Consider the following 15030-nt stretch of genomic DNA (forward strand, 5'->3'; position numbering starts at 1 on the left):
GTGGTATATTTTATTTCCTAAGAAATAAAGAAGCAGCTTCGAAAAAAGCTGCTTTAAGAGTTAGTAATTCTTTTATTAATAAGTTGAATACATAGTAGAAATACGAGTGACATACCGATAGTAATAACTACAAGTGTCCATGCGAGTTGCATATTACTTGCATCAATAGCCATGTAAATTGCAGTTGGGATTGTCTGTGTTTTACCAGGAATGTTCCCGGCAAACATAAGTGTAGCGCCAAATTCACCGAGCGCGCGGACAAAGCTCAAAATCATCCCGCTTAGTAAGGCAGGAAATGCGAGCGGAAGTGTAACGTGCAGAAAAACTTGATATTCACTTGCGCCAAGGTCACGAGCACTTTCTTCAATTTGTACATTTGCGATAGAAAATCCCGTTTTCGCTGATTGGTACATAAGCGGAAATGCAACAACTGTAGAAGCAATGATCGCAGCAGTAGATGTGAACATAATAGACTGCTGAAATAATGATTCAACCCACTTTCCGATCGGGCTGTTGTTTCCAAAGATGATAATGAGAAAGAAGCCGATAACAGTTGGTGGAAGTACCATTGGTAATAAAAATATGGTTTCTAATAGTACTTTATATCGCCATGAGGAGCGAGCTAGTGCTCGCCCGACAATTGTCCCTAAAATTGTAACGAGAATAGTGGCGCATGCAGCTACTCTTAAAGATAGAAAGACAGGCGATAAAATAGCATCAATGCTCATAGTAATTAAGACAGGACTGTAAATCCATATTTTTTAAAGATAGATTGTGCATCTTTTGACTGCAAATACTCATAAAATGAAGTCGCCTCTTTCTTATGTTTAGATTCCTTTATAACACCTAAAGGATAGTGGATTGGCTCATGAGAAGTAGCTGCTGCTGTCTCACCAATCTTTACTTTATCCGAAATGAGAGCATCTGTTTTGTATACGATACCAGCATCGACATTCCCTGTTTCTACATATGTTAACACTTGGCGAACATCTTTTGTAAATACGACTTTATTTTGAACATCATTCCAAAGGTTTTCGTGTGTTAGAGAAGCCTTTGCATATTTGCCAGCAGGTACAGATTCAGGTGTACCAAGTGCAATTTTTTTTATTTTTTCATCTTTTAAATCTTGAATTTTTGTAAGAGAACTATCTTTTGGGACGACTAGAACGAGTTCGTTTCCAAGGAGATTTTTCCCCTCTTTTTCATTAATGAATCCTTTTTTTACAAGGGTTTGGAATTTATCTTCTGCTGCTGAGAAGAATAAATCAGCAGGTGCACCTTGTTCAATTTGTTGTTGAAGTGCTCCAGAAGCACCGAAGTTAAAAGAAAGTTTGATATTTGGCTCTTTTTCTTTATATTGTTTTTCGATTTCTTTTAATGCATCTTGTAAGCTTGCAGCAGCTGAGATAGTCAGTTCAACTGTTTTATCCTCTTTAGCAGCTGACTTTGTATGCTTTTCCCCACTTGTACAAGCAGCGCTAAATATAAGAAGGAAAGAAAGTATAAGTGCCCCGATGGAACGTAATATAAATTTATTCATAAAAAAATCCCCTTTCATTTTGACACATCTAATTATAACTAAATATAACTAAATATAACTAGTTATAATTGAATATAATTTGAACATATGTCTATTTTTAAAAAATAGGAGAAATATTCTTTTCTTTGTTACAATGAAAGGAGAAAGTGAGGAATCGTCTATGGATCATCATTCCTACACAACGGAAGAAGTAGCAAAGCGATTAAAAGTATCAAAATTAACTGTATACGACTTAATTAAAAAAGGAGAACTTCCTTCTTATAGAGTTGGTAGACAGATGCGCATTGATGCAGCAGATTTAGATCAATATATAAAGCAAATGAAAACAGGGAAAGTACAAGTTAATCCTGTGAAAAACGATGGTAGTAGTATCTTGAACACGTGTATTATTAGTGGTCAAGAACTAACGTTAGATATGTTAGCTAAACGTATAGAAAATCGTTTGCCAAGTTCTAATGTTTTAAGAGCGTATCAAGGTAGCTTAACGAGTTTAGTGAAAATGTATCAAGGAGAAGGAAGTATCGTTAGTTTGCATTTGTTTGATGGTGAAACGGGTACATATAATATTCCTTACGTAAAACGTATTTTAGTAGGACAGCCATGTCTTATGATTAATTTATTGTCCAGAAATGTAGGGTTTTATGTTCAAAAAGGAAATCCGAAGAAAATAAAGACATGGGCTGACATATCCGGTTCCACTATAAAGTTTGTGAATCGAGAAAAGGGTTCTGGTATTAGAGTGTTAGTGGATGAACAATTACGAATCCGAAAATTAAATAAAGCTGATATTAGTGGATATGAATGGGAAGAATCGAATCATCTTGGTGTTGCCACGCAAGTTGCAAATGGAAAAGCTGATGTAGGAGTAGGTTCAGAAAAGTTTTCGCAAATTGTAAATGTGGACTTTATTCCAATCATGAAAGAACAGTATGATTTAGTAATTTTGAAGAATAAAGAAAATGAAGAGCTGATTGAAGTTGTGAAAGACATTCTGCAATCGGAAGAATTTCATAATGAATTAAATGCGATTGGCGGATATGATATTACGAAAACAGGTCAAATTGTATATGAAATAAAGTGAAACTTTAATCAGTGTGGGGGTTCTTCATCCCCCACTGATTATTAGCCTTCACCAATCGGACTTTTATGGGCAGCCCGACCCCCACCTAACTTCTTTGCTTTCGCAGAATTTTGAGGAGGGGGTCTTACTGCCCATTAAAGCGGGACAAACTAAAAAGCTGCTTGTCTATAAGACGAGCAGCTTTTTCTATATATAAAGGGGTTTGGGGAAACAAAGTGTTAAATAAGACCTTGAGCAAGTGTATAAATGAAAGCCGTAAGAAGAGTAGCTCCACTTGCAAGTCCGATAAAGTCTGATTTGTTGAAAGTAATGTTGTTCATTATAATCTCTCCTTATTTGTTTAATGTAGTTGCAACAGCTTTTGCATCGACAAGTGCGGATAGCACCATGCCCATTGTATTTAAAAATTTATTTGATTTCATATTGTTCATCATGCGTATCCGCTCCTTTTCGAATAGTTGTTGCCCTGCTTATGTCTTAATTATAGGGAATATGGATACTTCCAACTATCGAATTAGCTTACGAAAGACTTACACTTTTGTAAGAAAAAAAGACATTCATGTAAGAATGTCTTTCACAGCATATTGATATGATGATGGTCTTCAATTGTTTTTAAAAAACTACGCATTGAATTCGTCATATAGCTATCTTTACGGCGTATGAAAACCGTTGAAATACTGCCGTATTTTTCAGGGATTGCATGACAATGTACCTTACCTGCTTTAGAAAGATGATGGACAGCAGACTGTGGTACGAGTGTAATTCCGAGACCGAGTGCAACACTGTTTAATATTGTCTCTAATATATTGAATTCCATAATTCTTTTTGGTAGCAAACCTTCGTCTTTAAGCCAACGTTCTAGTTTGGAGCGGTATCCACATCCTTGGTTAAAAACGAGTAGAGGCGTTGTTGTAAATTCTTCTATATGAAAGGCTTTATTTTGTGTTATAAGCATTAATTTCTCTGTACTAACATCGTATTGTTCGATTAGTGGATGTTTAATAGGACCTGATATAAAGGCGCCATCTAATTGATGATCAAGTACTTCTCTAATTAATTCTTCTGTTAGACCCGCTTGTAATGATAAATCGACATTCGGATAGCTTTTATAGTAAGAAGATAAAATGGTAGGCAGTGTACTTACTGTTTCGACTGTACCGATTTTTAATATACCAGAAGGTGTTTCGCTATCTAAAAATACTTGTTTTAGTTCGTCGACATCTTGCAAAATTTTACTAACATAAACGAGCATTTTTCTTCCTTCAGCTGTTAAAGTCATTCCTCGTTTATGGCGGTAAAAGAGTGGGGTTTTTAATTCGTTTTCTAGTTGTTTAATACGTGCAGTTACATTTGATTGTACATAATTTAATTCCTTTGCTGCGCTACTTACACTACCCTGATCGGCAACGCTTTTAAAGATTTGTAAGTCTCTTAATTCCATTTTGTAATCCCCCTTGATGTTAACTATCATTATAAATGATAGTTAACATCATTTTGAATCATTTTACGTGATATATTTTTTCTTTTACAATTCTCTTTGTGCAAATAGAAAGAAACGGGGGATTGCGGTGAGAAGAGGTCAAATGATAATAGGGGCTTTGGCGTGTTTAATTGCGAGTATGTCATGGGGAGCGATGTTTCCAGTTGCTGATCATGCGCTAGAATACATAGATCCATTTTATTTTTCGCTTATTCGCTATGGAGCAGTGGCGATAATGCTGATTGTATTGTTGTTAGTGAAAGAAGGAAAACAGGCATTTTGTTTAGAGGGAAGAGGAAAGTTACTCGTCTTTTTTGGAACGATGGCATTTACAGTATATAATGTCCTCATATTTTTAGGGCAAATGTTAATGGGTAAGTCGGGTGTAATGGTAGCTTCCATTATGGAAGCACTTATGCCGATGATTTCTATTTGTATTTTATGGGGATATAAGCATATAAAACCGAAGAAGTATATGATAACGAGTATGGTTATTGCTTTTGTAGGAGCTGTGTTTGTTATTACAAAAGGTGACATGAGTTTCTTTGTAACATTGAAAGATAATATGTTCCCATTAGCATTTATATTTATTGGTGTTGTAGGGTGGGTTATTTATACGATGGGTGGTCAAACTTGTAGTGATTGGTCAACGTTACGTTATTCTACGTTGACGTGTGTATTCGGTACGACTGTTACAGGAATTATAACGGTAATTATTACGTCGCTTGGATATATTTCAGTTCCGAGTATGGGAACGATTTCTATTGTGAAATATGATTTGTTATTCATGATGACATTGCCAGGTATTGTAGCGCTACTTGCTTGGAACTATGGTGTGAAAATTTTATCATCCATTAATGGGATTTTATTTATTAATTTTGTACCAATTACGACTTTAGCTATTATGATGATGCAAGGGTATCAAATCACAATGTTTGATATTATAGGGACTGTACTTGTTATTGCAGCGCTTATTCGCAATAACGTTTGTCAGAGAAAAGAAGAAAATATAAATAAGAGAGTTTTACAAGAAGAACAATTACGTCAAGCTGTTTAATAGGCAAATGGAGGATTTCACATGTTAGAAAGTTTATTGTTTTTCTTCGCCGTCGGAGTTGCCTGTGAGCTTGCAGCAATTAATCGAAATGGTCGTAAAAAGATAAAACAACAAGCTGAGCTAATACAGCTTTTAAAAGAATTGAAAGAAAGAAAAAATTAAAAAGACGACCGGGCATAGACGGTCGTCTTTTTCTATATAAAGGGGAAAGGGGACACAAAGTTATACAAGCGTAGCAGCGTAAATGAAAGCAGTAAGAAGAAGAGAGCCGCTAGCTAATCCTAAAAAATCTAATTTGTTAAAAGTAATGTTATTCATAATACATTCTCCTTACTTGTTTAATGCAGAAGCAACAGCTTTTGCATCGAAAAGAGCCGATAATACCATGCCCATTGTATTTAAGAAATTGTTCGTTTTCATTTTGTTCATCATATTGATCCACTCCTTTTCGAATAATTGTTGCCCTGTTTCTGACTTAATTGTATGAAATATAGTAAGAAGTAACTATCGAATTAGCTTACAAGAAAATTACACTTTTGTAAGAATTGAAATTTAACAATTCATCCTTAATTTTATTACCAACTCCTAAAACTTAGTGTTATAATTGTTATAAGAATATGATTATACTTCGGATGTTTAGAAAGGAACGAAATAAATGTATAAACCAATTACATTTTTGTTGAAATATATATTTAAAACAGCTGGGAAAGTAGAAGTACAAGGAAGAGAAAAGCTACCAGAAGGTGGACCCTATGTTGTTGCATGTACACATACAAGTTTTATGGATGTATTAATGTTAGCTACAGGGATGTATCCAACTCAAATTCATTACATGGCCAAAAAAGAATTATTTGAAGGGAAATTCAAAAATTGGTTCTTTAAAAATGTAAATGCATTCCCTGTAGATCGTGCGAATCCAGGACCAAGTACACTTAAAATTCCATCACGTTTATTAAAAGAAGGAAAGGTAGTAGGGATTTTTCCGAGTGGAACAAGATCAGCGGAAGATGTTTCATTAAAAGCGGGTGCTGTGACAATTGCGATGCGTTCCAATGTTCCGTTAGTACCAGCAGCTTATGTTGGTCCATCAAGTGTAAAAGAATTAATAAAGGGGAAAAAGGCACAATTGATTTTTGGAGATCCAATTCAAATTGAGGCTGGAGAACAAATAGATCGAAAAACCGCTATGAAAATGATGACAGATCAATTAAATGAGAAGTTTGAGGAGTTAAAAGAAGCTTTGCAATCAAATCAAAAATAAGAAAAGACGACCGGGCATAGACGGTCGTCTTTTCTATTACTATTTATAATAAAGGGGAAAGGGGACACAAAGTTATACAAGCGTAGCGGCGTAAATAAAAGCAGTAAGAAGAATCGAGCCACTAGCTAGTCCTAAAAAATCTAATTTGTTAAAAGTGATGTTATTCATAATACATTCTCCTTACTTGTTTAATGTAGAAGCAACAGCTTTTGCGTCGATAAGAGCGAAAAATACCATGCCCATTGTATGTAAGAAATTGTTCGTTTTCATTTTGTTCATCATATTAATCCGCTCCTTTTCGAATAGTTGTTACCTTGTTTCTGACTTAATTGTATGAAATGTTGCGGAAAGTCACTATCGAATTAGCTTACAGAAAAATTACACTTTTGTAAGAGAAACGAATGAAGGTGTAATGATAAGAAGATTTGACATATGTTCATGAGATTCATTAAGTTAAAGGTAGAGGTGAGTGTATGGCTAATATTAAAGATATTGCAAAGATGGCGGGAGTTTCAGTTACGACTGTTTCGAGAGTGTTGAATGATCACCCATATGTAAGTGAAGAAAAAAGAAAAGCGGTTATAGAGATAGTTGAGAAATTGAATTACTCGCAAAACGCAAATGCTGTTCATTTATCAAAAGGAAAAACGAATATTGTTGGTGTGATTTTACCGTATATTAATCATCCGTGTTTTGATGCGATGGTGAGCGGAATGATGGAGACTGCGTTAGCGCATAATTACAGGGTGCTACTTTGCCAAACGAATTATAATAAAAAAGAAGAAATGAAAAGTTTACATATGTTAAAAACAAAACAATTGGATGGTCTTATTATTTGTTCACGTGCAAATGATTGGGAAACGATAGAACCGTATGCTTCTTACGGCGCAATAATTGCTTGTGAAGACAATGATATTTCAAACATCTCAAGTGTATATACGAATCATTCAGCGGCCTTTCAATTAGGAATGGATTATTTGATTGAGAAAGGTTATAAAAAAATTGGTTATTGTACGGGAAGAAAATTAGGGCCGAGTAGTCAAAAGCGTTTTGATGTTTATAAACAGCAATTGCAATCTATAGACGAAGAGGTTAATGAAGAATGGATTTTTACAGAATGTTTTACACTAGAAGATGGTGTAAAAGTGGCTCATAAGTTAAAAGAGATGCAGGATCTTCCTGAAGCATTAATAGTAGCAGGTGATGAAGTTGCGATTGGGGTTATGACAGAGGTTGAAAAATTAGGGATTCAAGTTCCTGAGGATTTAGCGATTATTGGCTTTGATAATCAACCTATCTCGCAAGTGTTACAATTGACAACTATTGATCAAAATTTAAAGGAGATAGGGAAAACTGCTTTTGAAATGTTGCATAGAAAAGTGAATGACGAGAGTTCTGAACAAGAAAAGCTGGAAATTCCATACGAACTTGTGGAACGCTCTACAGTTTAATCGTAATCCGTTATGTGTATAATCGCATAACGGATTATTTTTTTGAAATATCTTTGACAGGAAACGCGTTTCATACTTTATAAAGGAGTTAAACCGGTCTGTAATAATCCATGGATTCTTTTCAAGTGTTAATGCAGTGAATAGAATTTGGAGGAATATGCATGAATGAACTTTTATCGAGTATGAAAAAGTATGTAGATGATGATGAAAAGATTCTGGCTTTTGTGGTAGGGATATTTGAGAAGGATAATTTTATATTATCGTATCAACATGGGGTTTTTGTTGCCACTACTAGACGTCTCCTTTTTTACGGGAAATTTCCGTACTATTCTTCAACATTTAAAGAGTATTCATATTTGTATATAGATAGCATAGATTTTCATCCGTATTTTGAATTTACTTGTAGTCATGAAACCATTCGCGCTAAGTATATTCAGAAAGGGAATGTGGAGCGATTTGTCCGTGCAGTTAGAGCAAATATGAATAATTAATCAACCCTCTGTTTAAACATAATATTTCAATTTTTAAGAGGGAAAATGCGGAATAAAAACCACTTCTAAACCTCTAGGAGATAGTGATACAATGTCAAATGGGGGGAGGGTATGAACTATGGTTAATCAACGTATAAAGGAAATAACACTAATTACAATTGGTTCATTATTATTCGCAATTGGTATTAATTACTTTGCAATTCCAAACCGTTTATCGGAAGGTGGAATTATTGGTTTAACGGTTGTTACGTACTACTTATTTGATTGGTCACCAGGAATTGTGAACTTTGCTATAAATGCAATTTTACTAGCTGTTGGTTATAAATTTTTTGATAAGAAAACAATGATTTATACAATTTTAGGGATTGTAGAAACATCTTTGTTTTTATACGTTACAGAACATATTGAGTATCATGTAAATAGTGATACATTATTAGCAGCTTTATTTGCTGGTTTATTTGTGGGAATTGGATTAGGTTGTATGTTCAAAGCCGGAGGTACATCGGGAGGATCAGCAATCTTAGCTCAGTTAGCAAATCAATATTTAGGTTGGAGTGTAGGTAAAGGCGTACTAATTATTGATATTGTTGTAATTGCTGGTTCTGTATTTATAATAGGGCAAGAAAAGGCGATGTATACACTTGTGGCTGTGTTCATTGGAGCGAAGGTGATTGATTTCATTGTAGAAGGAATGGACACAAAAACGGCTGTTACGATTATTTCGAATCAACCAGATTTAATTCGTGAAGCTATTACGAAAAATATGACACGCGGTGTTACTGTATTAGAAGGGCGCGGCGGATATACTGGTAAAAATAAAGAAGTTTTATATGTTGTTATTAATAAACAAGAGCTTGTTAAGTTAAAACAAGTTATTAGCCGGGTAGATGAAGATGCTTTCGTTGTTATACATGATGTACGTGATGTACTTGGCGGTGGCTTTAAAGCAAGCTAAAAGGTGAACGAGCAAATTCGTTCACCTTTTTTAATTCTTACAAAAATGTAAGTGTAATGTAATGAGATTCAATAGTAGATTTTATTCCCCCTTTTTAAAATGGATGTATATATATCCTGCAGAGGAGGAATGTTTATTATGAAGAAAAAAATGATCACTACTATAATAGCGATGATAGTGATAATAGTAATGTTACTGCCTACGAAACTTGGACCAGTTATCGATAAATATAATCCATTTTATAAGACGAAAGAATACTATACGGTTGTGAATACAATTGGTCAGCATATTGGTGATGAGTGGTATGAATATGAATTTATTGCATTCGATGAACGTGGTAGAGAGCAGAAAATAAAGAAAACGGTTAAGCATATGTTAAAGAGAGATGAAGCATTAAAGGTTTTTGCAAAAGGACGTTACGGTGAATCGATTGAAGAGATTGAGGTTGCAAATATTCCTATAAATGCGAAGAGCAAACTTTTAACGATGAGATAGTGAAATATACCCCCGGCTATTTTTTGTCGAAAATAAAAATACTGGGTAAGGGTATTTTTGAGATTAACAAAAAAGCCTTAGTCCATATAGACTAAGGCTTTTTTATTATATAAAGGGGAAGGGGGTACATTGTAGTAGCATGGGTGAAAGGTATAAGAAGAGTAGCTACTAGCAATGTAATTTGGTTATGTGAGTGTTCTTCTTATTTGGCTTACTTTCTAACTTTATTGTACGAAATATAAGTAAGGGGAACTATCGAATTACATTACACATAACTTACAAACATGTAAGCCTTCTGTAATGTAATTCGATAGTTAAAAGATAGTAATTTTCATATAGTGTAACTAGAAAGTCTCAATGTATTACTTTCTGTTTGTAATGAAGAATGAAAAACCAACTAATTTTTAATAATCCTCATCTGAATAAAGATGGGGATCCTTTTTTAAACCTTACAACATTGTAAGGTTTACGTAAGTTAATTCGATAGTAAATTTGTCATATTTTTTGCATAATAGATACAGATAGAAAAATAATTAGGGATCTAGTAAGAAGGGAGAAAAATGGGATGCGTAAAGAAGAAGTAGTGAAGTTACCAATTAAAGATTTCTGTAGCTACTTTACTGTTGCCGTAGTGTGTATTGGATTATTTGATATCATAACAAACTTAATTGTTAAATAATATAGATGCTAAAACAAGAAAGGAACTCCTTTCTTGTTTTTTTATGGGGGCATAAAGTTGAAATGGATTGATAGTCATATACATGTTGATCAATATAAGGATGAAGAGAAGAGCAGATTACTAAAAGAGGTGGAAAATAGTAAGGAAATAAAGGGGCTTATTGCGGTATCTATGAATTATCAATCTTGTAAGGAAACGTTATCTTTAGCGAAGAAGTATCCCTTTATATATCCAGCGATAGGGTTTCATCCAGAGCAACAGATTCATAAAGAAGAGTGTGAACAGATTTATCAACTTATTGAACAGAACGCAGAGGAAATTGTTGCGATTGGTGAAGTAGGTTTGCCCTATTATTTGAGAAAAGAAGATGAAAGAATTGCTGCAGATCCATACATAGCTGTATTGAAAAAATTTATAGAACTAGCTAGTAAGTATAATTTGCCGATTGTATTACACGCAGTTTATGAAGATGCTGACATTGTATGTGATTTGCTAGAGAAATATAAAGTTTCACGTGCACACTTCCATTGGTTTAAAGGAAGCGATGAAACAATGAAACGGATGATGAAAAATGGTTATTATATTTCGATTACACCGGATGTTTTACATAAGGAGAAGATTAGAAAAATCGTTTCGTATTATCCGCTTGAATATATGATGGTAGAAACAGATGGTCCGTGGGAATTTCAAGAAGATGTTATAACGCACCCAAGAATGATTCGAGAGGTATTAAAGGAAATTAGTTCTATAAAAAACATATCCATTGATAAGGTCGCAGAAACAATATATGAAAATACAAGTCGATTTTATTTGAAAGGATAGGAGAATTATAGTTTTAATCATGTAACGGAAAAAGTAAAAGTTGAATTTATTTAATAAAATGCCATGGTTTGATATAGGACAAAAAACCACCAAGCGTTCCGCTCGGTGGTTTTGTATTAGGATTCTAATTTTTTCGCACGTTTTAATAATAAAAGAAAGACAATGATAACGAATCCTAGCATAAGGAAGAAGCCATATTGCTTTATATAATCAATTATGTCATTCGCACTGGTTGGTTTTTCAACGTGAATGCCGTCTTTATTCGTCGTAATATGAATATCTTTCATTTTTACTTCATTCTTTTCCTTTTGTAAATCAATCCATTCTATATTTGGAATACTTTCTAGATCCTTTAACACTTCTTTTAATGGTTTCGCACCTAAGTAAGGATGATAGAATGCACCAATAACTCCATCGGATAATTTAGAAACAGATAGAGCACGCTCTTTCATTTTAGCAGTAGTTTGTGGCGTATCTTCTTCAATAAATCCGACTGTTTCAGGCAATAGTTTCATTCCATGTAAAAATGATGGAGTACTTGTATAATATGGTGAGTGCATGGATTTCCAAGTTGTATCATTTAACTGTAGTTGTCCTACATAAGTTGAAAAGTACCTTGATAATATTTCATATCCTTTTTGAGACATCGTGTAATGAGGTGCTTCAAAGGCAACAGGATATAGTTTAGCATCTACAAGTTCTTGAATTCCTTTTTCGATATGATCTTTCGTATATTTTTCCTCGAATTCTTCCCCTTTTTTTACATATTGGTTATATGCCTCTATATTTGGAAAGTCATCTTTTGTCTTCGGTTTTTCATGCTTCGGTTGGCGAATTGGTTGATCTGTTTTTATATCCCAAAATTCAAAGCCTTCACCTGTTTCACTGTCATAAAATTGGTGAGTATAACCATGCATAATAATTGCTGCACCATCATCTTGCATAGAGCGTAAAAGATCAACTAGTTCTGGTTTATCTTTTAAATGTATTATCTTTCCTGTATCTGGATCTTTATATACTGGAATAACAGTAATCATGTAAGGCATCTTTTTCTCTTTTAGTAATTCAGCAATTTCTTTCAATTGATTTATATCTGCTGCGGGGTGAACATCCTCAAGGCGTAAATAAGCTTCAACTTTATTTTTCGTTGGTTTTTGGCTGAAATAAGAAAATAACATTTCACCGACGTAATGAGACATCCAGTCAAAGAGGTTAGGTGTTGCAACATAATAAGATGTTTCATGCTGAACGATTAGTGGGTTAGTGTTATTTGAGCTTAAGGCGTTAGCAAGCACAGTTCCATTCGTATCAAATGATTGAATTAATCGTTCCTCCTCTAAGGTATTTTTTAGCTTCTTGTCTGGATATTCAATTTTATTAACTCGTATATCATCACTATTCAAAGTAATGAAAGAAAAACGCTTAGATAATTGTTCAACATTTTGTCCTAATACTAATACAGGGCCGGAGAAGTTTTCTAGAAATTGTTTCGTTTCATCAGAAAACGCTTCTTTTGTTTCACCGATATAAACAATATGTGTATAGGAGGATACGTTATTAATTGAAGTTGCTTCTTTTAAGTTTTTTACGGTTATATCATTTGTAAAATGTCCTAATTGAGTATTAAGGATTTGGACATTATTTGAAAATTTATCGTCTTGTGTACTATACAAAACAAGTACTTTTGGTTTTGGTGATGTTTGTGCAGAGGTGTAGGTAGGGATGAGTAGTAAAATGCTGAACAAGAGTGTTAGGCATTTTTTCATTTTGTATGCTCCTATTCTATATATAGAGTTCAGTTTACAATTATATACAATAAATGCGTTATAGTCTATGAAAGTTACATTTTTGTACGTATTTACCAGCTGTTTTTTCACAAAATCGGTCTAAAGCATGATGATAATATGTATAGTTATTTGCTATGATAAAAGAGTAATAGAATGTAGGTAATTGTAAAGGGAAGGCTGAAAGGGGACAAATTTCAGCGGAGAAAGAGGTAGAGGTAGTGAAGAAATTCTTTGTAGGATTTTTAGTTGTTCTTGGAGTATATTTATATTTCCAAGGAAAGTCTGAAGGAATGGATAAGCTAGTGAATGGAACAAGCTATGTTGATTCAGAAGAAGCAAAACAGATGAAACAAATCATTATAGAGGAAGCGAAGAAAGTAAATCTTCCAGAATGGATACCTCTTGCAATTGCCGAGCATGAAAGTCGATTAAATCCAAGAAGTGTTGGAGATAATGGAACTTCATTCGGATTGTTTCAACTACACCGCGGCGGCGGGCTTGCACCAGAGCATTTAACTGATGATGAGCTGAAAGATCCACGTACAAATGCGCAAATTGCAATGCCGCATTTAATGAAAGGATATAAGCGTGGGGTGCAAAAAGGTTTGACTGATTTTGCATTACTGAAATATATAGCGAATACATCTGGATGGCCAGGGAATTTAGGGCCAGAGTGGACGGATAATAACATGAAGTATAACATCGGATTAGAAGATGTGTACTATCGAAATAAAGGTGTAATTAAAGAGTAGGTTTTCTATACCTACTCTGTTTTTTTATGAATAATTTCATCCTTTTCTTTCGTGAAATACTGCGTGAGTTGTATTTTCACCTCTTCTAGTTTTGTAGAAACTTGCGGTATTTTATATCCTACATACAATGGTGAAACGACAAATCTAGGTACAACTTTACAAATGATTTTTCCATTTAAGTAATAGAAGAATAAGTTATAACTACTGCATCCTTTATGGAAATCTGTCAGTATGTAACGTACAGTTTGCTGAATGTAATTTGCCATTTCATCTATATATGAAATGTTATCAATGATTATATTGAATTCAGTGAAGCCAATAATGGGACGCTCTGAAATATTAAGCTCAATGCATTCATTTTTTTGAACAATTAACCCTTGGAAATTTTCTTCTTCAATATTTTCAAGATAATCTACATATTTCATTCCGATAATTTGCATGTGTGCATGATGCAAACTTCCACCTGAAAATGGACCGTGATTTTTATATAAAATCACAGATGCGAACTCCTTGTTCTTCTGTAAGTGTAACCAATGTTGAATAGAAAATTGCATTAATTTTCTCATATGTTCTTCTGTATATGTTGCGATATGATCTTCGCAATTATCGGTTTCGATTAACACTGTTTGAAATGTATCTTGTAATGTAGGAAATTTATTTTTTAACCAAATAATAGAACCATCAGTTGCTAAAATATCCGTTAATTGTTCTTTATCGCAAAATGGACATGCAGCGCTTCTATTCCGAATACTTTCTGGTTTTTGTTTACCGATATCGTTTAAAAAATATAGTTGTTGTGTATCCATTTGTATATATGCCCCTTTAAAATATGTGTAAAAATCCCGCTTAATACATTCGGGAAAAGGAGAAGGAAATCCTCTAAAGGAATAGGGGAAAAATAAAAGACAAGATATCCTCATTACGATAGGGTACCTTGTCTTTTATTTTTTCTCTAATAGTGTGTATGGATAATATAGAACATTTTCATTATTTTTCTTTTTTCTCTTTTTTATTGTGTATAAGGTAATTGCTGTGCTTGCAATTATAATAATGGCTTTCTTCATATTCATATACCCCTTTTTATTGTTGGTTTAATTCTTGGCTAACTGCTTTTGCATCGACTAAAGCGTGTAAAATCATTTTCACCATGTTCATCATATTTCTTCACTCCTTTTTATA

The 15030-nt window shown here is 33.8% G+C and carries 19 protein-coding genes; 10 read left to right on the forward strand and 9 right to left on the reverse strand.

The annotated features are described in order from the left end of the window. Nucleotides 1-53: 53 nt before the first annotated feature. Nucleotides 54-728: a molybdate ABC transporter permease subunit gene (gene modB / locus C3Y97_RS01140; protein WP_000020526.1), complete on the reverse strand. Its 675-nt coding sequence runs from the start codon at nucleotides 726-728 to the stop codon at nucleotides 54-56. 5 nt (nucleotides 729-733) lie between these two features. Then, complete coding sequence (gene modA, locus C3Y97_RS01145) at nucleotides 734-1540, reverse strand: molybdate ABC transporter substrate-binding protein (protein WP_001031841.1); 807 nt, start codon at nucleotides 1538-1540, stop codon at nucleotides 734-736. A 160-nt stretch (nucleotides 1541-1700) separates the two neighbouring features. Here modA and C3Y97_RS01150 point away from each other — a divergent pair, with 160 nt between their 5' ends. Next, entirely contained in the window at nucleotides 1701-2621 is a 921-nt protein-coding gene (locus tag C3Y97_RS01150) for a substrate-binding domain-containing protein (RefSeq protein ID WP_002180310.1), read from the forward strand. 218 nt (nucleotides 2622-2839) lie between these two features. Here C3Y97_RS01150 and C3Y97_RS01155 read toward each other — a convergent pair whose 3' ends face one another. Both C3Y97_RS01155 and C3Y97_RS01160 read right to left on the reverse strand, forming a co-directional pair. Then, nucleotides 2840-2941 (reverse strand): DUF3948 family protein, encoded by a 102-nt coding sequence (locus tag C3Y97_RS01155; RefSeq protein ID WP_001060017.1) that lies wholly within the window; start codon nucleotides 2939-2941, stop codon nucleotides 2840-2842. 254 nt (nucleotides 2942-3195) lie between these two features. Further along, complete coding sequence (locus C3Y97_RS01160; RefSeq protein ID WP_000423031.1) at nucleotides 3196-4062, reverse strand: LysR family transcriptional regulator; 867 nt, start codon at nucleotides 4060-4062, stop codon at nucleotides 3196-3198. 127 nt (nucleotides 4063-4189) lie between these two features. On the opposite strand from C3Y97_RS01160, the gene C3Y97_RS01165 reads away from it, so the two are divergent. Next, a complete protein-coding gene (locus tag C3Y97_RS01165) occupies nucleotides 4190-5158 on the forward strand; it encodes a DMT family transporter (RefSeq protein WP_002182372.1) in 969 nt (322 codons plus the stop codon). Nucleotides 5159-5179: 21 nt separating this feature from the next. Further along, nucleotides 5180-5320: a YrzO family protein gene (locus tag C3Y97_RS01170; RefSeq protein WP_000894065.1), complete on the forward strand. Its 141-nt coding sequence runs from the start codon at nucleotides 5180-5182 to the stop codon at nucleotides 5318-5320. Between the two features lie 60 nt (nucleotides 5321-5380). On the opposite strand, the gene C3Y97_RS01175 is transcribed toward C3Y97_RS01170, so the two are convergent. Next, entirely contained in the window at nucleotides 5381-5476 is a 96-nt protein-coding gene (locus C3Y97_RS01175; RefSeq protein ID WP_001060007.1) for a DUF3948 family protein, read from the reverse strand. Nucleotides 5477-5813: 337 nt separating this feature from the next. Here C3Y97_RS01175 and C3Y97_RS01180 point away from each other — a divergent pair, with 337 nt between their 5' ends. After that, a complete protein-coding gene (locus C3Y97_RS01180) occupies nucleotides 5814-6419 on the forward strand; it encodes a lysophospholipid acyltransferase family protein (RefSeq protein WP_000277778.1) in 606 nt (201 codons plus the stop codon). Between the two features lie 72 nt (nucleotides 6420-6491). Here the strand turns inward: C3Y97_RS01180 and C3Y97_RS01185 are convergent, their stop codons facing one another. Continuing rightward, on the reverse strand, nucleotides 6492-6587 hold the full coding sequence (locus C3Y97_RS01185; RefSeq protein ID WP_001059999.1) for a DUF3948 family protein: 96 nt from the start codon (nucleotides 6585-6587) through the stop codon (nucleotides 6492-6494). 305 nt (nucleotides 6588-6892) lie between these two features. Here C3Y97_RS01185 and C3Y97_RS01190 point away from each other — a divergent pair, with 305 nt between their 5' ends. From C3Y97_RS01190 to C3Y97_RS01210, 5 genes are all read left to right on the forward strand, one after another. Continuing rightward, nucleotides 6893-7870 carry a LacI family DNA-binding transcriptional regulator gene (locus C3Y97_RS01190; protein ID WP_001273903.1) on the forward strand — a complete coding sequence of 326 codons (978 nt, stop codon included), beginning with the start codon at nucleotides 6893-6895 and terminating at the stop codon, nucleotides 7868-7870. Between the two features lie 161 nt (nucleotides 7871-8031). Beyond that, on the forward strand, nucleotides 8032-8361 hold the full coding sequence (locus C3Y97_RS01195) for a PH domain-containing protein (protein ID WP_001004246.1): 330 nt from the start codon (nucleotides 8032-8034) through the stop codon (nucleotides 8359-8361). Nucleotides 8362-8479: 118 nt separating this feature from the next. Continuing rightward, nucleotides 8480-9316 (forward strand): YitT family protein, encoded by an 837-nt coding sequence (locus C3Y97_RS01200; protein ID WP_000248045.1) that lies wholly within the window; start codon nucleotides 8480-8482, stop codon nucleotides 9314-9316. 138 nt (nucleotides 9317-9454) lie between these two features. Then, the gene (locus tag C3Y97_RS01205; protein WP_000728416.1) at nucleotides 9455-9811 is read left to right on the forward strand and encodes a YxeA family protein; all 357 of its coding nucleotides are present in this window, start codon (nucleotides 9455-9457) and stop codon (nucleotides 9809-9811) included. A gap of 736 nt (nucleotides 9812-10547) precedes the next feature. Next, nucleotides 10548-11312, forward strand: a complete 765-nt coding sequence (locus C3Y97_RS01210; RefSeq protein ID WP_000871100.1) for a TatD family hydrolase — start codon at nucleotides 10548-10550, stop codon at nucleotides 11310-11312. A 116-nt stretch (nucleotides 11313-11428) separates the two neighbouring features. Here the strand turns inward: C3Y97_RS01210 and C3Y97_RS01215 are convergent, their stop codons facing one another. Next, entirely contained in the window at nucleotides 11429-13078 is a 1650-nt protein-coding gene (locus C3Y97_RS01215; RefSeq protein ID WP_000710595.1) for a DUF2334 domain-containing protein, read from the reverse strand. Nucleotides 13079-13317: 239 nt separating this feature from the next. Between C3Y97_RS01215 and C3Y97_RS01220 the strand changes: the two genes are divergently transcribed. Continuing rightward, nucleotides 13318-13851, forward strand: a complete 534-nt coding sequence (locus C3Y97_RS01220; RefSeq protein WP_000713249.1) for a transglycosylase SLT domain-containing protein — start codon at nucleotides 13318-13320, stop codon at nucleotides 13849-13851. 11 nt (nucleotides 13852-13862) lie between these two features. On the opposite strand, the gene C3Y97_RS01225 is transcribed toward C3Y97_RS01220, so the two are convergent. Both C3Y97_RS01225 and C3Y97_RS01230 read right to left on the reverse strand, forming a co-directional pair. Then, nucleotides 13863-14657, reverse strand: coding sequence for a DUF4931 domain-containing protein (locus C3Y97_RS01225; RefSeq protein WP_000381026.1), 795 nt, complete (start codon nucleotides 14655-14657; stop codon nucleotides 13863-13865). Between the two features lie 135 nt (nucleotides 14658-14792). Then, entirely contained in the window at nucleotides 14793-14921 is a 129-nt protein-coding gene (locus tag C3Y97_RS01230) for a hypothetical protein (RefSeq protein WP_002023099.1), read from the reverse strand. Nucleotides 14922-15030: the final 109 nt, after the last annotated feature.

Origin of the sequence: Bacillus sp. DU-106, from assembly GCF_004799705.1 — a bacterium.
Lineage (GTDB): Bacteria > Bacillota > Bacilli > Bacillales > Bacillaceae_G > Bacillus_A > Bacillus_A cereus.